Source organism: Paenarthrobacter sp. TYUT067 (assembly GCF_023656375.1).
GTDB lineage: Bacteria > Actinomycetota > Actinomycetes > Actinomycetales > Micrococcaceae > Arthrobacter.
This window is the reverse complement of the sequence record NZ_JAMOIT010000002.1, coordinates 240,839-261,406: the sequence shown is the minus strand read 5'-3', so window position 1 is coordinate 261,406 and position 20,568 is coordinate 240,839. Positions and strand designations below refer to the sequence as shown.

15 protein-coding genes are annotated in these 20,568 nt (G+C 62.2%); 4 read left to right on the top strand and 11 right to left on the bottom strand.

Translation table 11 applies throughout. The features are described from left to right. Positions 1-13: 13 nt before the first annotated feature. From MOD31_RS02685 to MOD31_RS02670, 4 genes are all read right to left on the bottom strand, one after another. Positions 14-790: a fumarylacetoacetate hydrolase family protein gene (locus tag MOD31_RS02685; protein ID WP_011775161.1), complete on the bottom strand. Its 777-nt coding sequence runs from the start codon at positions 788-790 to the stop codon at positions 14-16. A 23-nt stretch (positions 791-813) separates the two neighbouring features. Next, a complete protein-coding gene (locus MOD31_RS02680) occupies positions 814-1,635 on the bottom strand; it encodes an MBL fold metallo-hydrolase (protein WP_250819796.1) in 822 nt (273 codons plus the stop codon). Positions 1,636-1,953: 318 nt separating this feature from the next. Then, a complete protein-coding gene (locus MOD31_RS02675; RefSeq protein ID WP_142938735.1) occupies positions 1,954-3,066 on the bottom strand; it encodes a branched-chain amino acid aminotransferase in 1,113 nt (370 codons plus the stop codon). A gap of 119 nt (positions 3,067-3,185) precedes the next feature. Next, on the bottom strand, positions 3,186-4,238 hold the full coding sequence (locus MOD31_RS02670) for a 3-isopropylmalate dehydrogenase (protein ID WP_250819772.1): 1,053 nt from the start codon (positions 4,236-4,238) through the stop codon (positions 3,186-3,188). Positions 4,239-4,431: 193 nt separating this feature from the next. Here MOD31_RS02670 and MOD31_RS02665 point away from each other — a divergent pair, with 193 nt between their 5' ends. From MOD31_RS02665 to MOD31_RS02650, 4 genes are all read left to right on the top strand, one after another. Beyond that, on the top strand, positions 4,432-5,559 hold the full coding sequence (locus MOD31_RS02665) for a histidine kinase (protein ID WP_284705219.1): 1,128 nt from the start codon (positions 4,432-4,434) through the stop codon (positions 5,557-5,559). Positions 5,560-5,561: 2 nt separating this feature from the next. Next, positions 5,562-6,275: a response regulator transcription factor gene (locus tag MOD31_RS02660; protein WP_250819770.1), complete on the top strand. Its 714-nt coding sequence runs from the start codon at positions 5,562-5,564 to the stop codon at positions 6,273-6,275. Positions 6,276-6,385: 110 nt separating this feature from the next. After that, a complete protein-coding gene (locus MOD31_RS02655; protein WP_250819769.1) occupies positions 6,386-7,180 on the top strand; it encodes an ABC transporter ATP-binding protein in 795 nt (264 codons plus the stop codon). Positions 7,181-7,183: 3 nt separating this feature from the next. Next, positions 7,184-9,649, top strand: a complete 2,466-nt coding sequence (locus MOD31_RS02650; RefSeq protein ID WP_250819768.1) for an ABC transporter permease — start codon at positions 7,184-7,186, stop codon at positions 9,647-9,649. 118 nt (positions 9,650-9,767) lie between these two features. Here the strand turns inward: MOD31_RS02650 and metG are convergent, their stop codons facing one another. The 7 genes from metG to MOD31_RS02615 all read right to left on the bottom strand — a co-directional run bounded on the left by metG (position 9,768) and on the right by MOD31_RS02615 (position 20,528). Next, positions 9,768-11,327, bottom strand: a complete 1,560-nt coding sequence (gene metG, locus MOD31_RS02645; RefSeq protein WP_250819767.1) for a methionine--tRNA ligase — start codon at positions 11,325-11,327, stop codon at positions 9,768-9,770. 34 nt (positions 11,328-11,361) lie between these two features. Then, positions 11,362-12,117, bottom strand: coding sequence for an ABC transporter ATP-binding protein (locus MOD31_RS02640; RefSeq protein ID WP_166840275.1), 756 nt, complete (start codon positions 12,115-12,117; stop codon positions 11,362-11,364). Beyond that, positions 12,114-14,924: an FtsX-like permease family protein gene (locus MOD31_RS02635; protein ID WP_142938728.1), complete on the bottom strand. Its 2,811-nt coding sequence runs from the start codon at positions 14,922-14,924 to the stop codon at positions 12,114-12,116. Before MOD31_RS02635 ends, MOD31_RS02640 begins: the two co-directional genes overlap by 4 nt. A 210-nt stretch (positions 14,925-15,134) precedes the next feature. Beyond that, a complete protein-coding gene (gene serA, locus MOD31_RS02630) occupies positions 15,135-16,730 on the bottom strand; it encodes a phosphoglycerate dehydrogenase (protein WP_142938727.1) in 1,596 nt (531 codons plus the stop codon). Positions 16,731-17,014: 284 nt separating this feature from the next. Then, a complete protein-coding gene (gene ilvC / locus MOD31_RS02625) occupies positions 17,015-18,040 on the bottom strand; it encodes a ketol-acid reductoisomerase (protein WP_142938726.1) in 1,026 nt (341 codons plus the stop codon). 68 nt (positions 18,041-18,108) lie between these two features. Next, on the bottom strand, positions 18,109-18,621 hold the full coding sequence (ilvN, locus tag MOD31_RS02620) for an acetolactate synthase small subunit (RefSeq protein ID WP_011775174.1): 513 nt from the start codon (positions 18,619-18,621) through the stop codon (positions 18,109-18,111). A gap of 2 nt (positions 18,622-18,623) precedes the next feature. Continuing rightward, positions 18,624-20,528 (bottom strand): acetolactate synthase large subunit, encoded by a 1,905-nt coding sequence (locus MOD31_RS02615; protein WP_011775175.1) that lies wholly within the window; start codon positions 20,526-20,528, stop codon positions 18,624-18,626. Positions 20,529-20,568: the final 40 nt, after the last annotated feature.

Here is a 20,568-nt window from a genome sequence, read left to right as displayed (position 1 = left end):
TTTTGCGTGATGCCTAGCGGCGGACCACCGGGTTGGAGAGCCGGCCGATGCCCTCGATCTCCACCTCGAACCGGTCGCCCTCACTGACCAGGCCTACGCCGGCGGGGGTGCCGGTCATGATGACGTCGCCCGGAAGGAGGGTGAATGCGTGCGAAACGATCGAGACAAGCTCGCGTACACCCCGGATCATCTGGTTGGTGCTGCCATCTTGGCGGAGTTCGCCGTTGAGGCGGCCCTGGATGGACAGGTCCTCGTGGTCCAGTTCGGTTTCGATCCACGGACCAAGCGGCGCGGAGGTGTCGAATCCCTTGGCACGCGCCCATTGAAGGTCTGTCTTCTGGACATCGCGGGCGGTGAGGTCGTTGCCGCAGGTGTAGCCGAAGATGACGTCGTCCGCACGGTCCTCGGGAACGTCCTTGCAGATCCGGCCGATCACCACGCACAGCTCAGCTTCGAAGGAAACTTCCTCCGAGAACTCAGGAAGGATGATGGGATCGTTGGGGCCGATCACCGAGGTGTTGGGCTTCAGGAACAGCAACGGTTGCTGGGGAACCTCGTTGCCGAGTTCAGCAGCGTGCTCTGCGAAATTCCGGCCTACACCGATGACCTTGCTTCGGGGAATGATCGGAGCGAGGAGCCTCACGTCCTCGAGCTTGTGCTTCACGTGGGTACGCTCAACACCATTAAAGAAGGGGTCGCCGTTGATGACAGTGATTTCCTCACTGCCGGGCTCGCCTTCAACAACGCCATAAAGGGGATCAGAATCAACTACAAACCGGGCGATACGCATGGGCTCAAGCCTACAGTCCGCCTCTAGCTTCGGAGGTAATCCAACTGGGCTGCCACGGAAGTCTCCGCCGCCCACCTGACGGATGGGTCGACGTCGGGATAAACGGCATCGGTGACCGCTGGAATCGAGGCGTCCTGCCCCAGGTGGTCCAGCGCGGCCCTGATTTGATCGAGCCGCTGCTCACGGTGATCACGATACTCGCGGCACTTCTCGTCCAAAGCCGGGAGCACAGGCCCATGGGCGGGCAGCAGAGTTGCGGGCCCCATCGCTTCCAGCTTGTCCAAGCTTGAAAGGTAGTCGCCTAATCGGCCATCAGGGTAATCCAGCACGGTGGTTCCCCTGCCCAGAATGGTGTCCCCGGTGAGAACGGAACCGGTGGGGCCGTCATCCGGAAGATGGAAACAGAGGGAGTCGGACGTATGACCAGGGCTTGCCACCACGCGGATTTCCACGCCACCCGCCATCAGGACCTCGCCGTCCATCAGCGGCTCACCGCCATGGCAATGTTCCGGCAACGCAGCACGCACCGGTGCCCCGGTGATCTGATGGAACCGCGCTGATGCCTCAGTGTGGTCAGCATGCCGATGCGTAATGAGGACCACCTCCACAACGCCCGCCGATGCCAGCACGGCCAAGTGGTGTTCGTCTTCAGGACCCGGGTCCACCACCGCGATGTCGGGAGAATCCGGGGCGCCAATGACATAGGAGTTGGTGCCGTCCAGGCTCATCGGTCCCGGGTTTGGAGCCAATCGGTAGCGGGTGAGCTCGCTGCTGCGCTGCAAAGACTCCGCGGTGGGCGTCAGAGAGGAGCCATCGCCGGGAGGAGTGGTGCCGGAAGTCGCCATTGATTCAGAAGTCACTGTCCCATCTTGGCACTGAACCCACGCTCTCTCACATCCGGCGCCCTTCCCACCAACCCTCACTCACATCCGGCGCCCAAACCACCAACCCTCACTCATATCCCACGCCCTTCCCGGGCTAGACGCCTTGAAGTGCCAGAATTGACAGCGTTAGAACGCCCCCAGTGAACTGCAAGAGGGCCCGCCCCAAACCCGAGGGATCTGCGAGAGCGTCCGGGGAAGCAGAACGGCGGCCCGTCCGCTTGTCTGCCAAGGGGACGGGCCGCCGTCGTGCGTCTTTAGTTTGTGCAGGGCACCCGGGTACTAGACCAGGCGGGTCAGCCAGCCGTGGGTGTCCTCAACGGTTCCGGTTTGGATGCCAAGGAGCTGCTGGCGGATGGCCATGGTGGTCTCCCCGGCCTTCGCGTCCTCGGAACCAATGAATTCCGTGGCGTCCTTGAGCACACCGATCGGCGTGATCACTGCTGCAGTGCCGCAAGCGAAAACTTCGGTGATCTCGCCGGAAGCGACGCCTTCGCGCCACTCGTCCAGGGTGATCTTCCGCTCGGTGACCTCACGGCCCATGTCCTTGGCCACCTGGATGACGGACATACGCGTCACGCCTTCCAGGATGGTGCCGCTGAGTGCGGGAGTAACCAAGGAACCGTCCTTCATGACGAAGAAGACGTTCATTCCGCCGAGTTCTTCCACGGCGTCGTCGTTGAAGTGGTCCAGGAAAAGTACCTGCTTGCAACCGTTCGCTTCGGCTTCCTGCTGTGCGATCAGGGACGCTGCATAGTTTCCGCCGCACTTGGCCGCACCTGTTCCACCGCGGCCCGCACGGGCGTATTCGCGGGAGATCCAGATGGAAACAGGCTTGAGCTCGCCACCGAAGTAGTTGCCGGCAGGGGAAGCGATGACCCGGAAAGACACTTCGCGGGCAGCACGGACACCAAGGAACGCTTCTGTGGCGATCATGAACGGACGCAGGTACAGTGCTTCACCGTCGCCGGACGGCACCCATTCCTGGTCCGCCTGTACGAGTTCGCGGATGGCACCGAGGAAGTACTCCTCGGGCAGCTCCGGAAGGGCAAGGCGGCGTGCCGACTTGTTCAAGCGCGCGGCGTTGGCCTCAGGCCGGAAGGTCCACACGGATCCGTCGGCGTGACGGTAGGCCTTCAGACCCTCAAAGATTTCCTGACCGTAATGCAGCACGGCAGCGGACGGGTCCAGGGAGATGGGTCCGTAGGGCTCGATCCGGGCATTCTGCCAACCGCCATTGCCATCGGCGTCAACCTTGTAGTCAACGACGGCGGTGTGGTCGGTGAAGTAGTCGCCGAAGCCTGGGTTCGCCAGGACGGCTGCACGCTCCTCAGCAGATTTCGGGGTTTCCGAAAGCTGCTGGCTGAATTCGACGCCATGGGCAGTCTGAGTCATGTTTCCTCCACAGTCAGCTACCTGGCAGTGCGAACCGGATCCCCAAAAGGGTGTGGTTCAGCGATGGACCAGGGAAGCAGGTAAATAATTCAAGACAAGCTTACGCCTGAGTATTGGGCCTAAAGTGCGGCCGCAATGGCGTCGCCAATGGCAGCTGTGCTGCGTGGCTCGCCGGTGCGGCTTTCGACGTCGGCGACTACTGCCGCTTCGATCTTTCGGGCCGCCGTGGTGTAGCCAAGGTGGTCCAGGAGCAGCACTGCGGAGAGGATGGCCGCGGTGGGATCGGCTTTCTGCTGTCCGGCGATGTCCGGAGCGGAGCCGTGGACGGGCTCAAACATGGACGGTGCTGTGCGGTCCATGTTGATGTTGCCTGATGCCGCCAGGCCAATGCCGCCGGTAACGGCAGCTGCGAGGTCGGTGAGGATGTCGCCGAAGAGGTTGTCGGTGACGATGACATCAAAGCGGGAGGGGTCGGTCACCATGAAGATGGTGGCTGCGTCAATGTGCAGGTAGTCGTGGGTGACCTCGGGGAATTCCTTGGCCACGGCCTCGACGGTCCGCTTCCACAGGTGCCCGGCAAACACGAGCACATTGTGCTTGTGGACAAGGGTGACGTGCTTGCGCGGACGCTCGCTGGCGCGGCGGAAGGCATCGCGAACCACGCGCTCCACGCCGTGGGCGGTATTGAGGGAAACTTCCGTGGCCACCTCATGGGGTGTCCCGCCTCGCAATGTGCCGCCGTTGCCCACATAGGGACCTTCGGTGCCTTCGCGGACCACGATGAAATCGATGGCGCCGGGGTTGGCCAACGGGCTGCCGACCGTACCGTAGAGACGGGACGGGCGCAGGTTTACATAGTGGTCCAGGCTGAAGCGGAGCTTGAGCAGCATCTCGCGTTCAATGATGCCGGACGGGATGCGGGTATCGCCCGGAGCTGCGCCTACTGCACCAAAGAGGATTGCATCGCGGGTGCGCAGATCCGCCAGGACCTCGTCCGGGAGGGTCTCGCCGGTCTCAAGCCAGTGCTGGGCACCGAGCTTATAGTTGGTCAGTTCGAGGGCGACGCCTTCGGCGGCTACAGCCTTTTCGAGGACCTTGACGGCTTCGGCGATGACCTCTGGGCCAATGCCGTCGCCAGGGATGACAGCGAGATTGATGGACGTTGCACTCATGGTTCTATCTAGCCAAGCAATCCACATGCTGGTCAAAATCGTCTCACTCCTTGAACAACGGCATCTGGTTGCAGCAACGGAAGGCTCAGACCACGGCATGATGCCCATGCCGGGACCCAGCGCATAGAGTCATAGCGTGGATAGAAGGCACGCAGCTTACGAATGGTTCCGGATCAACCGCTTCAAAGTGGACATGACGGCCACCTGCCTGCTGATTCTCCTCTTCGGTCCCGTATATCTGGTCGCCGACAGGCCTTGGCTGTTCCTTCTGTCCTGCAGCCTCCTGTTCCCCCTCGCCTGGCGACGTACGCGCCCGGCTGTGGCGGCCGGCGTCGTGATCCTTGTGTGCCTCATCCAGTGGGCCGTGGGTGCGGAACCGGTAGCGGGCCAAATCGCGGTCCCGCTGGTCATCTACGCAACGGCTGCCTACGGACCTGCGTGGGCGAGCCGGACGGTTCTGCTGGCCGGGCTCGTCGGTGGGGTCATGCTCACCACACGGCTCTTTTCCACTACCGCCGAATCCGGAATTCTGGGCCTGACCATAGGCGCGCTCTATACCGTGCTGATATGGATGCTTGTCTTGGTGAGTTGGACACTTGGTGACCTGACGCGCGTCCGCCGCCTCCAGCTTCAGGCACTGGAGGACCGAACACGGCGACTCGAAGTGGAGCAGATACAGGAACGGAAACTGGCCGCTGCCGACGAACGCTCCCATATAGCCCGCGAGATGCACGACATCGTGGCGCATTCGCTGTCCGTCATCATTACCCAAGCGGACGGCGCACGATACGCGGCTGCGGCACAACCCGAGCTCGCCACCGAAGCATTGGCCACCATCGCAGCTACAGGCCGGGATTCCTTGGGCGAAATGAGAAGGCTGCTGGGGGTCCTCCGCTCGGACGAGGACTCCCCTACCCGCCCACAACCCCGGCTTTCGGATCTCGATGAACTCCTCCTCGGCTTCCGCGCTGCGACACTTCAGGTGGCCTTCGAACAGACCGGTGTGCCCCGCAGGGCCCTTCCTGCCGGCGCCGAACTCACTGCCTATCGAATCATTCAGGAAGCACTCACCAATGTGATGAAACACGCCGGCCCCAAGGCGACGGCGGCGGTAACGCTCACATGGCAGGCCCGAGGCCTGCAAGTGGACATCATCGACGACGGCCGGGGCGCCGCCGCTGATCCGCCAACGGCAGGCGGCGGTAACGGGCTTCCGGGAATGGGCGAGCGAGTCTCCCTCTACGATGGTTCCTTGACCGCAGGCCCGGTACAGGGTGGCGGTTTCCGTGTGTCCGCGTTCATCCCCTATTCGGAGGCCTAGCCATGCCTGAAGTTCCTGCGCCCATTCGTGTGGCACTCGTTGATGACCAGCAATTGGTGAGGTCCGGTTTTGGCATGTTGATCAATTCCCAGCCGGACCTGGAGGTGGTGGCTGAGGCAGGAAACGGGATGGAGGCGGTACAGGCTCTGAGCGCCACTGCCGCCGACGTGGTCCTGATGGATGTCCGCATGCCCGGGATGGACGGCATTGAAGCAACCCGTCGACTTTTGGAACAAGCTTCGGCACAGCCCTCCGGCTCCCAACGGGCCGAAATCAAAATCGTGGTCCTGACCACGTTCGATCTGGACGAGTACGCCCTTGCCGCGATTCAGGCCGGTGCCAGCGGGTTCCTCCTCAAAGATGCACCGCCAGAGGAACTACTCGAGGCCATCCGCACCGTCTACCGCGGTGACGCCGTGATCGCTCCTTCCACAACCCGGCGCCTGCTTGACCACGTGGCACCGCTCCTGAGGACTCAATCGCCGGAGCAAACTGAACATGCAGCCGCAGTCGAGCGCCTGACCACCCGCGAGCGCGAGGTATTCCAGCTGATCGCACAGGGACAGTCCAATCCGGAGATAGCAGCGGGCCTGTTCCTTTCCGAGGCAACGGTGAAGACCCATGTGGGCCATATTCTGGCCAAGCTTGGTGCACGGGACCGCGTCCAGATTGTAGTCATTGCCTATGAGACCGGCGTGGTGGCGCCGGGTACTTAGGCAGCCCTGCACTGCGGCGGCCAGTCTCAGACCACGGTATGAGCAGGCCCCCGGAATAATGGGCCCGCAGCCCGATCCTCCAGCGCAGGGCTGAACCATAGCGTGGAACCATGACAACATTCACGTCTCTCCCCCACCCGTCAGGAACCGATCGTCCGGCAGGCTCGGCAGGCGCTCAGGCCCGTCCCGCTGTGGAGGCTCATGAGCTGACCAAGAGCTACGGCCGCGCCGATACCACCGTGACTGCCCTGAACAAAGTGTCGGTGAGCTTCGACGCCGGAAAGTTCACTGCCATCATGGGGCCGTCCGGCTCCGGCAAATCCACTTTGATGCATTGTCTCGCCGGCTTGGATACGGCTGATTCCGGACGGATTGTGCTGGGCGGCACGGAACTGACAGGGCTCAACGACCGCCAGCTCACGGCGCTCCGCCGTGAGAGGATCGGCTTCGTTTTCCAGGCATTCAACCTGGTGCCCACTTTGACTGCCGAACAGAACATCACGCTCCCCCTCGCCTTGGCAGGAACCACTGCCGACGCCGGATGGCTGGATACCGTTGTCACAACCCTTGGGCTCAAGGACCGTATGAAGCATCGGCCACATGAGCTCTCCGGTGGCCAACAGCAGCGCGTGGCTGTTGCCCGGGCGCTGCTGACTCGTCCCGACGTCGTGTTTGGTGACGAACCAACCGGCAACCTCGACTCAAAGGCCGGCGGGGAAGTATTGGCACTGCTGCGCCGGAGCAGCCAGGAGATGGGGCAGACCATCATCATGGTCACCCACGATCCCGTGGCCGCCAGCTACGCGGATCGCGTAGTACTGATGAGCGACGGAGGCCTGGTGGGCGAGATTCACCATCCAACGGCAGACTCTGTGCTGACCGCCCTCGGCAAGCTGGGGGACTGAGGCATGTTGCGTGTTGCCGTCTCCCAATTGACGACGCATTTCCGACGATTCATCGCTATCGGGCTTGCAGTCATGTTGTCCGTCATGTTTCTCTCGGCCACCCTTATGGTGGGCGCCAGCACCAATGCCTCACTGGGCGCGAGTATCGGCGAGGCGTACCGCAACGCCGATGTTGTGGCTACGTCCAAGAACGGGGAGCCGTTCACCCAGGCTGCGGTGGATGCAGCCGTTTCATCCCCTGCAGTCCAGGACAGCTACGCCGAGCGTTCCACGTATGTGACGTTCGAGGCCGGTGGCGGTGAGCAGTACGGACGCCTGCGCAATGCGGCGCCGGTTTCCCTGGAGAGTGGCATGCTGTCCTCAGGGTCCATGCCATCAAGCGGCTTGGAAGCCGCAATTGACGTCAAGACTGCCGAGCATTTGGGCCTCACCGTCGGCAGTACCGTGGAGTTGCGCGGCGCGGGACCGGTCAAGACAGCGAAGGTCACTGTATCGGGCCTCATGAAAGCCACCAACGATCCTTTCTCGTCATCGGCTGCCCAGTTGGTGGGTTCGGAATCGGTTCTGAACGCCGTGCAGGACGCGGGCGCCGGGTATTCGGGGCTGCAGTTCGCGCTCAAGCCCGGGGAAGACGTCACCGCAGCCAAGGACTTCATCGGACACCGCATGGAAGCGGCCGGCGCCGTTGGACCCGTGCTGGAAACGGCGCAGGAGAAGGTCACCTCCACAGTGGCCATGCTCAGTGCCGGCCAGGATCAGTTGACCGTTGTGTTGCTCGCTTTCGCTGGAGTGGCCATCCTTGTTTCCACTTTGGTGGTAGCCAATACGTTCTCAGTCCTGGTTGCCCAGCGGACCAGGGAGTTGGCTTTGCTTCGGTGCCTTGGTGCCGGCCGGTCACAGATCCGCGGATCCGTCATGCTGGAGGCGCTGGTGGTCGGTTTCATTTCCTCGGGTGTGGGCGTCCTCGCTGCCACCGGCCTGATGACCGGCTTGATTGCCTGGGCCAAGTCCCAACCTGAGCAAGCCTTCGCCACACTGGCGGTACCGCCGTCGGCCATCATTGCCGGCCTGGTAGCCGGCACGCTCCTGACGGTGGTGGCTGCCCTGGTACCCGCGAAAGCGGCAACAGCCGTGGCACCACTGGCGGCCCTCCGACCGGCCGACGACGCCGCCGTGGGCAACCGGCGAGGCAAGATCCGCCTTATCCTGGGCCTCGTGGCCGTGCTGGGCGGAGCCGTCTTGCTGGTGTACGGCAGCCTGACGGTCTCCTTGCTGGTGGCGTTGCTCGGGGGTGCTGCCTCGTTTGTGGGCATCCTGCTGTGCTCCACCCTGTTCATCCCCTCCGTGGTAGCCATGGCAGGCCGATTGGCAGCACCGGCCGGTGTGCCCGGCAAGCTCGCAGCAGTTAACGCGACGCGAAACCCTGCCCGCACTTCCGCTACGGCCGCTGCACTGCTGATCGGGGTCACGCTGGTCTCCCTCATGATGACGGGGGCGGCGACGTCCAGGCAGGCATTCAACGACACCTTGGCGGAAAACTATCCGGTGGACCTGTCGGCTCAGACAGCAGTGGACGGCACCGACCCCACGCAGGCCCTGTCTCGAATCAAAGCCCTCGACGGCGTCAGCGCTGCGGTGCTGCTCCAACCGTTGGGAACGCTGCAGGACGGAGCGACGCCTGACGCCGCCACCACCGTCTACGGGCTCTCCGCCGTTGATGCCGCATCCGTACTGCGCGACAACAAACTCAAGCCGGCGCCAGGCACCGTGTACCTGCCTGAAGACTCCGGGCAGGGACCAGCAGACATCTCGACGGCGGCAGGCAGCGTTACGCTCGATGCCAAGGTTCTGCGAACCCGCCACGTACCCGCCTTTGTGGAGAGTTCGAGCATCTCTTCAGCTGCGTTGCCGGAAACGCCGGGCATGGTGTGGGTGAAACTGGACGATTCGGTATCCGGGGACCGGGTTCAGGCCATCCAGAAGGACATCGCGTCCGCTCTGGGTGTTCATGAGCGCACTGTCAGCGGTGCAGCAATTGAGCGAGTGACCTTCAACAGCATCATCGATGTCCTGTTGCTGGTGGTCACTGGGCTCCTTGGTGTCGCAGTGGTGATCGCGTTGATTGGCGTGGCCAACACCTTGTCGCTGTCGGTCCTGGAGCGGACGCGCGAGAACTCGTTGCTCCGCGCCCTTGGCCTGACCAAGGGGCAGCTTCGCGGGATGTTGGCTATTGAAGCCGTGCTCGTCGCAGGCGTGGCAGCGATCATGGGAGCCGGCATGGGCGTCGTTTACGGATGGCTTGGAGCGCAGGCAACCCTGGGCGGCGTGGCCACTGTTGTTCCGGCGGTGCCGTGGCTGCAGTTGGCAGCTGTCTTTGGCGTAGCAGTAGTTGCCGGACTTCTGGCATCGGTGGTGCCTGCCCGGCGGGCGGCACGGTTGTCACCGGTTGAGGGGCTCGCTACCGCCTAAGCCCCCGACGCTCTATCAGCTAATCACCCTTAAACAGAAACGCTCTCTCACTTCCCTGGATAGACCGGCAGGAAGTGAGAGAGCGTTTCTTGTTTACGGCTGTGATGTGAGAGAAGGTTTATGCCTCGGCGGGTTCTTCGTACCGCGGGAAGACAGGTGCAGGTGCCGGCAGCGCTGTCCCTGCCACCAAAGGCGTCGCGATTGCGGCGAACTGGCGGGACTCGCCTTCCGGCTGGCCGAGAACCTCAAGGAACTTGGCCGACGACGACGGCATAACCGGCTGTGCGAGGATCGCCACGATCCGCACAACCTCCAGGGTGACGTAAAGGACCGTGTTCATGCGGTCGATGTCCGTCTTGCGCAGTACCCACGGAGCTTGTTCGGCGAAATACGCGTTGGTGTCGCCGAGGACAGTCCAGATGGCTTCCAAGGCCCGGCTGAATTCCTGCTTGTCGAACGCTGCGCGGGCAGTTTCCAGCAGCGCACCAGCCTGTGCCAGCAAAGCATCATCCTCTGCCGTGAATGCGCCGGGTACGGGAACCTTGCCGTCGCAGTTCTTCGCCACCATGGACAGCGAACGCTGAGCAAGGTTGCCGAAGTTGTTGGCAAGATCCGAGTTCATGCGGCCCACAATGGCTTCGTGGTTGTAGTTGCCGTCCGCACCGAACGGAACTTCGCGGAGGAAGAAGTAGCGGCACTGGTCCAGGCCGTACTGTGCCACGAAGTCCTGCGGTGCCACCACGTTGCCCAATGACTTGGACATCTTCACACCATTGTTGGTGAGGAAGCCGTGGATCATGACGCGCTTGGGCAACTCCAGGCCTGCACTCATGAGGAAAGCGGGCCAGTAAATAGCGTGGAAGCGTGAGATGTCCTTGCCGATCACGTGGACGTCGGCAGGCCAGAACTTCTTGAATGATTCCGACTCGATGTCCGGGTAGCCCACGCCGGTCAGGTAATTGGTCAGGGCGTCGACCCAGACGTACATGACGTGCTTTTCATCGCCGGGGACGGGAACGCCCCAGTCGAAGGTGGTGCGGCTGATGGACAGGTCTTCCAGGCCGCGCCGGACAAAACTGATGACCTCATTGAAGCGCGACTGCGGCGCACCAAACTCCGGTTGTTCCTCGTACAGGGCAAGGAGTTTCTCCTGGTAATTGGAGAGCCGGAAAAAGTAGCTTTCCTCGGCGGTCCACGTCACCAGAGTGTCCGTTTCCTTGGAGTAGCGAAGCCCGTCCTCCTTCACCACGGTGTCGTCCTCGACGTAATATGCCTCGTCACGGACGGAGTACCAGCCCTCGTACTTGGACAGGTAGATATCGCCGTTGGCTTCCATCTTCTTCCAGATGGCTTGGGAGGCGGCGTAGTGGTCCTGATCCGTGGTGCGGATGAAGCGGTCATGGGAGATGCCCAAGTCCTGGCTCATCTGCTTGAAGGCTGCCGAGTTGCGGTCAGCGAGCTGTTTGGCAGAGATGCCTTCCTTCTCGGCTGACTGCTGCATCTTGAGTCCGTGCTCGTCCGTTCCGGTCATGAAGAACACTTCATGGCCGTCAAGGCGCTTGAAGCGTGCCATGGCATCAGTCGCAATGACCTCGTAAGCGTGGCCGATGTGCGGCACGCCGTTGGGGTAGCTGATTGCGGTGGTGATGTAGAACGGGGATTTCTCTGGAGACGTCACTCTAAGAAGTTACCTTTTTTTGGGATGAAATAGCTTAGTTAAGTTCGGTCAGCGTATCGCTGAGCCGCACGAGCTCGTGGTCGTGGGAGGCAACCAGGACGGCAATGCCATCGCTGGTGGTGTCCTTCAGAATGCCGATGATGCGGTTGGCCGCCGCACGGTCAAGGCTGGCCGTGGGCTCGTCCACCACCAATACGCGGGTTCCCAGGATCAGGGCGCGGGCAATAGCCACGCGCTGACGTTCACCACCGGAAAGCTGCGCAGGACGGTGGCGCATGCGGCGTCCCAGGCCCACGAGGTCCAGGAGGTCCTTGGCCATCTCGGTACGCTGTTCCACTTCGCCATCGGGCACGGCGGGGAGCAGGACGTTTTCCAACGCGCTCATGCCGTCAATCAAGGCACCGCCCTGATCCACGTAGCCGATCAGCGCCCGGCGGCGGTCCGCGATCTCGTCGTCGCCCATGCTGTCCAGGGGCTGGCCCTCCCAGAAGACTTTGCCCGACGTCGGGAGCGTCAGTCCTGCGCTGACGGTCAGGATGCTGGTCTTACCGGAGCCGCTTCGACCGGCAACACAGTGCATTTCGCCGGAATGAAGGGTGAGGTTGAAGTCGTCCACCACGTCAACTTCCTCGGCTCCGCCTTTGTCGCCACCGTAGTGGATGGTGACCCGGCTCAGTTCCAGGGGTGTTGCGTGATCCGTGGCCCTCACGATGGTGTTGGCACGGGTCTGCAATGACTCTTCCGCCGATTCCGGGGTGGCCGTCAGCTCGGGGTTGGGATTGTCAGTCATTTGACTACTTTCGTTGCAATCGGAATCCAGCAAATTACGGCCAGCAGACCGGCCAGCCCGGCCCAAAGAGCCGCGTAGGGAGCCAGGAGCAGCCCCAGCCCCAAGGCGCCGAGGACACCCAGCGGAAGTGCCACCGTGCCCACTAGTGCGTTTTCAAAGAAGCGGACCTGGCCCAGCATGTCCGGGTTCCAGCCCATGGCACGCAAGGTACCGAGGTACTCCCGTTTGGCATGGAGTTCGAAGCGGCCGGTGACCAAGGTCAACAGGAGCCCGACAACCACACCGAAAACAGCGAGGATGACGCTCGGCAGGGCGATGCTTGCTGCGGCAAGACCACTCAGTGCGCTGGCGCCGGCAGCCCGGGGAATGTCGATCAGGAGCGCGATGAGGGCACCCACTGCGGCACCAAACACACCCACTGCCACGGCCAGAGAGATCGAGTTGAACCGGTTGGTTGTCAGCTGCCTGTTCGCAAATGTCAGCGGCGAGTCCACGGTGACCAGCCGGTCGTCGTGCTGCGGCTCCTGATCAATCACCACGCGGTGGCGCAACTGCTGGGCGGCCAGCAATGCAGCACCACAGTAAATGACAAGCATGGTCACCGAGACGATCACGGTGGCGATATTCCAGCTCAGCAGGCTCAGGACAATGCCGGCGGCAGCGAGAGCAGCGGCACCTACGCCGAACTCTTCCAGGACCCAGGATCGTATGCGTTTTTGCGTCCACCCCATGGCGCGAAGAATTCCGGCTTCGCTCCTGCGCTGGCGGATGTAGCTCACGGTGGAGGCACCCGTCAGGAGTGTGGCGCCAAGAAGGGTCAGGAACAGCAGGGTGATATTGGTTCCGGTGAGGGAGCCGGAGACGGCATCGGCCGCGTCCTGCCGTACCCACGACTGCTGGACGGTGCCCAGCGGTGATTCCTTACCGGCGTCGTCTTTGCTATAGCCGGGGACAAAAATGTTGGCGTCCTCGCGGGCGGATCCAGCCACCACAGTGGCCTCAAGGCCCAGCTCGCGGATCTGGGTGGCAAGTTTCTCCACCTCGGGCTGTGCCGTCTTCCAGTTGCCGCTTGCTGATGCTTTGACCCGGATGGCGTCAATGACATCTGCGTTGCTGTCGTAGCCACGAGCTGCTGCCAGACCGTAGTAGTCGGTGATGGCTCCGGCGGACTGGCTGACCAGGCCCGTAGCGCTCAGGGACGGCTTCAGTTCCGTGCCCTCCACCTCTTTGCCCTCAGCGTCCTTGCTCAGCGTCATGGGAGTGGGGTCATAGCCGCCCAAGGGAAGCTTGTTGACGTCCCCGGCCGCAGACTTTACGGCGGCAGGGTCGAAGGTTCCGTACACCATGGGCAATGGTGTAGCCGGCTTCTTGCCCGTCTCCAGGTCCTCCCGGTAGGAACGTTCGTCCACCGGCTTGCGTTGCGTCTGGTCCACCGCTGCCCCAAAGGAGGACTTCTCGGGCAAACGGTTGACCGTCACCCAGTCTCCCGGGATGGCGCTCTTGTCTGTTGCACCGTTGGCGGCTTCATCGCCGTCCTTGTACTGCGGAGCGGCGGCAAAAGCGGTGCTCCAAGCGGCCGGGTTGTACAGGCCCTGGCTGAAGGAAGCCGTGCTGCCCAGCAATTGGCTGTGGTCAGTGGATCCCGGCCATTCGAGGGCGAACGGGGACTTGGATACGAACGGGAGGTAGTCCTTGTCCAAGGACCGCGTTACGGTGCCAACATCCTTGACCACCTTGCCACTTGCATCAAGTTCCTCGATCTTTACCGAGTACTGGAGGTCAAGGGAGGTGCCGGAACGGACAATCAGCGGGATGGCCTTGGAATCATTGGTCAGTAGGCCGTCGCGCTTGGCTTGCTGGTACTGCGTCATCAGCGGCGCCCAGTATTTGAGCTTTACACCCAGGAAATCCGGTCCTTCTTCCAGCTGGTCCATGCTGAGGCCGGTGGTGAAAAGACTTTCGAAGTGGCGTCCGATTGCACCGGCGTCACGGGCGTCTGCCGGAGGAGCTTTCTCCAGTGGTGCCAGGAAGTCTCCTGCGGAGCCCAGCAGCGCGCGCTCAGCGGCGGGGTCGACGGCGACGACGGACTCTGTCACCTCGGGCGCCAAGGGAAGCGCTACGGAGAGATTGAAGAGGTTATGCTCGGAGCCCAAGGCGGGGGCCGGGAACTTGACGCCGGTCTCGCCCTCGGGGCCCGCGATCCGGACGTTGGTGCCGCCCGCAGTCTGTTCCTGGATCAGCCGGCCCTTGCCCAAAGTACCTTCAGCGCTGGTCTTGAAGAGAGTCTGCTGGTTAACGCCGTCAGAGCTGGTGGCAGAGGCGGTCAGACGATACTTCTTGGGGGAATCAGAGAGCACGGATTCCGCTGCAGGCCATTTGCTGGAGTCCATGGCGGAGGGGTCCCCCGCCGTTACTGCCCCGGCAAGTCCCGCGTTGTACCCCAGGTAGTCCATGGCGTTAAGGCGAGGGGCCTCAAGGTTTTGCGATACGCGCGAGACCAGGCTGATGGGCGCGGCCACGGCCGTTTGGCCCATGGTCCGAATCTTCTCCAACTGTTCAAAGCTGATGCCGCCCTGGCCGTTGGCGATTTCCGGCTGGATCAATGCACCGCCGTCGCCATCTTGTGACTGGTCAGGCTTTGCCTGGACCAGGATGTCGTAGAGTCCCCGCGAGTTCTCGTCCACTGTCCTGTTCAGAGCCGCCTGCGACTGGCTCTGGACGAGGACGGACAAGCACATGGCGACGATCAAAATGGCCGCGGTCAGCAGCAGCACACGGCTTCTGATGAACCTTTGGACGGCGTTCATTGGGCTCCCTGAGACCTTGATTACGGGCGCGCACACATGCTCCGTTATTCCTCAAAAGACACAAAGGAATACCGGGCTGTATGTGCAAAAAAGTTGTGGCCGGCCTGCTGCCGGGTCCGAATTCCGGACCCAGCCATTGTAAGCAGACCGGCCACTCCTGCGTGCCAAGGTGTGTCGCCGGCACGCGAACCTAACTGATACGGATCAGTGCTAGTCCTCCAGGTCCACTTCGCGAACCATCTCAGCGCCAATACCGGCCTTGATGGCTTCCAGCACTTGCTGCGGAACGGAGCTGTCGATGGTCAGGAGTGCCAGTACCTGGCCGCCTTCGGTCTGGCGTGCCACCTGCATTCCGCCGATGTTGATGTTGTTCATGCCCAGGATGTGTCCAATGGTGCCAATCACGCCCGGACGGTCGGCGTAGGCTACAACCACCAGGTGTTCGCTGATGGGAATTTCGACGTCGTACCCGTTGACGCCCACAAGCTTTTCCACCTGCTTGGGACCGGTCAGGGTTCCGGCGACAGAAATCTGGGAACCGTCGCTGAGCGCACCACGGATGGTTAGGACATTGCGGTAATCCTCAGCGTCCGGGGTGGTGATGAGGCGGGTGTTGATGCCGCGCTGTTCGGCGATCACCGGAGCATTCACGTAGGAGACCTGCTCCGTGACGACGTCCGCGAAAACGCCCTTCAGTGCGGCGAGCTCGAGCACCTTGACGTCCAGTGCGGCAATCTCACCGGCTACCTCAACGTCGATCTGCGTCAAGGAAGCGTGGGTCAGCGCGGTGAAGATCCGCCCCAGCTTCTCGATCAGCGGGATGCCAGGACGCACGTCCTGAGCAATGACTCCGCCGGCTACGTTCACGGCGTCCGGTACCAGCTCGCCGGCGAGGGCGAGGCGCACGGACTTGGCAACTGAAACGCCTGCCTTCTCCTGGGCCTCATCCGTGGATGCCCCGAGGTGGGGGGTCACAATGACGTTGTCGAACTCGAAGAACGGCAGATCCGTACTGGGCTCCTTGACGAAGACGTCAACGCCTGCTCCGGCAATCTGGCCTTCCTTCAGCGCAATGTGAAGTGCTTCCTCGTCCACGAGGCCACCGCGGGCCACGTTGACCACGTAGGCCGTTTCCTTCATCTTGCGGAAAGCATCGGCGCCGAGCATCCCCACCGTTTCAGGTGTCTTAGGCATGTGAATGGTGATGAAGTCCGAGTTTTCCAGCAACTCATCCAGTGTGACCAGCTTGACGCCCAGCTGGGCTGCGCGGGCGGACGTGATGTAGGGGTCGTACGCCAGGATCTGAGTGTCGAAACCCTGGAGGCGTGCAGCCACCAAAGCACCAATGCGTCCCAGGCCGATGATGCCGATCTTCTTCTCAAAAAGTTCGATTCCGGTGTACTTGGAACGCTTCCACTCGCCGTTCTTCAACGCAGAGCTGGCCTGCGGAATGTGGCGGGCGAGGCTCAGGATGTGACCCACGGTGAGCTCAGCGGCAGAGACAATGTTGGACGTCGGGGCGTTGACCACCATAACGCCGGCCTGCGTTGCAGACTTGATATCCACGTTGTCCAAGCCCACGCCAGCACGGGCGATGACCTTGAGGTTCTTAGCCGCCGCGATTGCTTCGGCATCCACTTGGGTGGCAGACCGGACCAGGATGGCATCGACGTCGGCAATGGCGGACAGCAGCTGGGAACGGTCGGCGCCGTCGGTCTGTCGGATTTCAAAGTCCGGGCCCAATGCCTCGACTGTGGCGGGCGAAAGTTCCTCGGCGAGGAGGACGACGGGTTTGCTGGCTGACACGGGTGGCACCTTACTTTGGACAACTTTGGACAGAACTGGACAAGGAGCGGATGCGTGGCCCGGGGCACGGCGCCGGGACCAGCCCAGAATATCGAATCCGGGCCGGGATTCCGTTGCCGGGGAGCGATGTTACGGCCGGACCGGCGGCGGTTGTGAAGAAGTTCACAGCCCACACTGCTGTGCTGTTCGGTGGAGAAACAGCGGATCATACGCAACAACGCCCGCCCGGCTGTGTTCGCCGGACGGGCGTCGTAGTGTGCGGCCTTCAGGCCGGCACGGAAGGATCAGCGGGCTGCGGAACCTTCAACGTAGTCAGCGTCCTGCTGCTGCCAGGAGAACAGGGAGCGCAGTTCGCGGCCGACCTCTTCGATGGGGTGCTGCTCAGCCTTGGCACGCAGTTCCTTGAACTCGGCGCCACCGTTATCCTGATCATCGATGAAGCGCTTGGCAAAAGCACCGCTCTGGATGTCCGCGAGGACAGCCTTCATGTTTTCCTTCACCTCGGGGGTGATGACGCGCGGGCCGGAAACGTAGTCGCCGTACTCTGCGGTGTCGGAAACGCTCCAGCGCTGCTTGGCAATGCCGCCTTCCCACATGAGGTCAACAATGAGCTTGAGCTCGTGGAGAACCTCGAAGTAGGCGATCTGCGGCTGGTAGCCGGCTTCGGTCAGGGTTTCGAAGCCGTACTGGACCAGCTGGGAAACGCCGCCGCAGAGGACGGACTGCTCGCCGAAGAGATCGGTTTCGGTCTCTTCGGTGAAGGTGGTCTTGATGACGCCGGCGCGGGTTCCACCGATTGCCTTGGCGTAGGACTTCGCCAGGTCCCAAGCGGAACCGGATGCGTCCTGCTCAACAGCGATGATGTCCGGGATACCGCGGCCGGCTTCGAATTCACGGCGCACAGTGTGGCCGGGAGCCTTCGGGGCGATCAGGATGACGTCAACGCCGGCCGGAGCTTCGATGTAGCCGAAACGGATGTTGAAGCCGTGTGCGAACGCAAGTGCCTTGCCTTCGGTCAGCTTGTCCTTGATGGAGTCGTTGTAGATCGCACGCTGGTGCTGGTCCGGTGCCAGGATCATGATGACGTCGGCCCATTCGGCGGCGTCAGCAACGTTCTTGACAGTGAAGCCTGCGTCCTCTGCCTTGGCGGCCGACTTTGAGCCGTCCTTGAGCGCGATAACGACCTCGACGCCGGAATCGCGGAGGTTCAGTGCGTGGGCGTGGCCCTGCGAGCCGTAGCCAACGATTGCTACCTTGCGGCCCTGGATGATCGACAGGTCTGCGTCATCGTCGTAGAACATTTCAGTCACTTGCGTAACTCCTCTTGAGTGGTTTTTCGTAGATATTGATAGTGGTGCTGCGGTACTGGACGCAAGGCTCACGCGGAGCGGAGCGCCCTGTCACTCATGGAGCGGGATCCCCGTCCAACGGCCAAGGTGCCGGACTGCACGATTTCACGGATGCCGAACGGCTCGAGCACTGACAGCAGCGCGGCGAGCTTCTCGGGGGTACCGGTTGCCTCAATCACCAACGAGTCTGTGGACACGTCGACGACTGCGGCACGGAACAGGTCTGCAGCTTGGGTTACCTGCAGACGTGTCGCGGCATCCGCACGTACCTTGACCAGGATGTGGTCACGTTGTACGGAAGATTCTGAAGTCAGTTCAACAATTTTGATCACGTTGACCAACTTGTTGAGCTGCTTGGTGACCTGCTCAATGAGGTCGCCGTCGGCGTCGACGACAACCGTCATGCGGGACATGCCCGGAACCTCAGTGGGTCCCACAGCAAGGGAATTGATGTTGAACGCGCGCCGGGCGAAGAGGCTGGCCACGCGGGTCAGCACGCCGGGCTTGTCTTCGACCAGAACGGACAGTGTGTGACGGCTCATGCCTAGTCCTCCTCTTCCCATTCCGGGGTCATGTTGCGGGCAACTTGGATCTGGTCATTGCTGACGCCCGAAGGCACCATCGGCCACACCATCGAGTTGGGGCTGACGACGAAGTCGATAACCACCGGGCGGTCGTTGATTTCCAGCGCCTTCTGGATGGTGGCGTCAATGTCTTCGTCGCGCTCACAACGCAGTGCGGCGCAACCGTAGGCATCAGCCAACTTGACGAAGTCCGGAATCCGGATGGTGTCGTGGCCTGTGTTCAGATCCGTGTTCGAGTAACGGCCCTCGTAGAACAGCGTCTGCCATTGGCGGACCATACCCAGCGAGGAGTTGTTGATGATGGCCACCTTGATGGGGATGTTGTTAATGGCGCAGGTGGCCAGTTCCTGATTGGTCATCTGGAAGCAGCCGTCCCCGTCGATGGCCCACACCACACGGTCCGGTTCACCAACTTTGGCGCCCATGGCTGCAGGAACCGAGTATCCCATGGTTCCTGCGCCACCGGAGTTCAGCCAGGCGTGGGGGCGCTCGTACTTGATGAACTGCGCGGCCCACATCTGGTGCTGGCCCACGCCGGCCACGTAGATGCCTTCCGGACCGGTGAGTTCGCCGATGCGCTTGATCACGCGCTGCGGGGCGGTCAGGCCGTCCTCGGGCTCCGTCCAACCCAGCGGGTAGGTGTCGCGGAGGTTGCCCAGGAAGGCCCACCACGAATCCAGGTCCGGGGTCCCGCTCAGCTCGAACTGTGTCTTCACGGCCTCGGTGAGTTCCGGAATGATTTCCTTGACCGAGCCAACAATCGGAACATCGGCAGTGCGGTTTTTGGAGATTTCCGCGGGGTCGATGTCAGCGTGAATGACCTTGGCAAACGGGGCAAAGGTCTTCAGCACGCCGGTGACGCGGTCATCAAACCTTGCACCGAGCGTGATCAGGAGGTCGGCCTGCTGGAGCGCGGTGACGGCAGAGACGGAACCATGCATGCCTGGCATGCCAACGTGCTGCGGGTGGGAATCCGGGAAGGCGCCGCGGGCCATCAAGGTAGTGACCACGGGAGCGCCGGTAGCAAGCGCGAGTTCCATGAGCTCGGCAGAAGCATGGCCCTTGACCACACCGCCACCCACGTACAGGACCGGCTTGCTGGAAGCAGCGATCAGCTTGGCAGCTTCACGGACCTGCTTGTTGTGTCCGCGCACGACGGGACGGTAGCCCGGCAAGTCAACCTTCGGCGGCCAGGAGAAGGTCATCTGGCCAACTTGGGCGTCCTTGGCAATGTCCACCAGGACAGGTCCCGGGCGGCCCGTGGATGCGAGGTGGAAAGCCTCTGCCATGACGTGCGGGATGTCATTGGGGTCAGTGACCAGGAACGAGTGCTTGGTGATGGGCATCGTGATTCCCACGATGTCCGCTTCCTGGAAGGCATCGGTTCCGATGACTCCGCTGGAAACCTGGCCGGTGATGGCTACCATCGGCACGGAGTCCATGTGGGCGTCCATGATGGCGGTAACGAGGTTGGTGGCACCGGGTCCTGAGGTGGCGATGCAAACGCCAACCCGTCCGGTGACCATGGCGTAGCCTTGCGCGGCGTGGCCGGCTCCCTGTTCGTGACGGACCAGGATGTGATTCATGCTGGAGGCCATCAAGGGGTCGTAGGTGGGCAGGATCGCGCCACCGGGCAAACCGAAAATATCGTCCACGCCGAGTTCTTCGAGCGAGCGGACAATTGCTTGCGAGCCGGACATCACCGTTGGGGGTACAACAGTGTTCGGCCCAAGTACAGGAGAGAGAGGTGCAGCAGCGTCGACGACGACGGCTTCAGCCGTACGGTCGATCTTTTCCGGAGCTTTGTGGGCTCCAGCGGACTTTGCAGCCATCAGCGAGGGGCTGATCGGCGATCCTTTGCTCATCGGACTCTTCCTTAGTGGATCTTCATTAGATGGGTCTTGC

Excerpts from the sequence above, each read along its gene's own strand:
- MOD31_RS02655 (WP_250819769.1), top strand. The coding sequence starts at position 6,386 with ATGACAACATTCACGTCTCTCCCCCACCCGTCAGGAACCGATCGTCCG.
- ilvN (WP_011775174.1), bottom strand. The coding sequence starts at position 18,621 with ATGAGCCGTCACACACTGTCCGTTCTGGTCGAAGACAAGCCCGGCGTG.
- MOD31_RS02615 (WP_011775175.1), bottom strand. The coding sequence starts at position 20,528 with ATGAGCAAAGGATCGCCGATCAGCCCCTCGCTGATGGCTGCAAAGTCC.
- MOD31_RS02670 (WP_250819772.1), bottom strand. The coding sequence starts at position 4,238 with ATGAGTGCAACGTCCATCAATCTCGCTGTCATCCCTGGCGACGGCATT.
- MOD31_RS02660 (WP_250819770.1), top strand. The coding sequence starts at position 5,562 with ATGCCTGAAGTTCCTGCGCCCATTCGTGTGGCACTCGTTGATGACCAG.
- MOD31_RS02675 (WP_142938735.1), bottom strand. The coding sequence starts at position 3,066 with ATGACTCAGACTGCCCATGGCGTCGAATTCAGCCAGCAGCTTTCGGAA.
- MOD31_RS02680 (WP_250819796.1), bottom strand. The coding sequence starts at position 1,635 with ATGGCGACTTCCGGCACCACTCCTCCCGGCGATGGCTCCTCTCTGACG.
- MOD31_RS02650 (WP_250819768.1), top strand. The coding sequence starts at position 7,184 with ATGTTGCGTGTTGCCGTCTCCCAATTGACGACGCATTTCCGACGATTC.
- MOD31_RS02685 (WP_011775161.1), bottom strand. The coding sequence starts at position 790 with ATGCGTATCGCCCGGTTTGTAGTTGATTCTGATCCCCTTTATGGCGTT.
- MOD31_RS02665 (WP_284705219.1), top strand. The coding sequence starts at position 4,432 with ATGACGGCCACCTGCCTGCTGATTCTCCTCTTCGGTCCCGTATATCTG.
- MOD31_RS02635 (WP_142938728.1), bottom strand. The coding sequence starts at position 14,924 with ATGAACGCCGTCCAAAGGTTCATCAGAAGCCGTGTGCTGCTGCTGACC.
- MOD31_RS02640 (WP_166840275.1), bottom strand. The coding sequence starts at position 12,117 with ATGACTGACAATCCCAACCCCGAGCTGACGGCCACCCCGGAATCGGCG.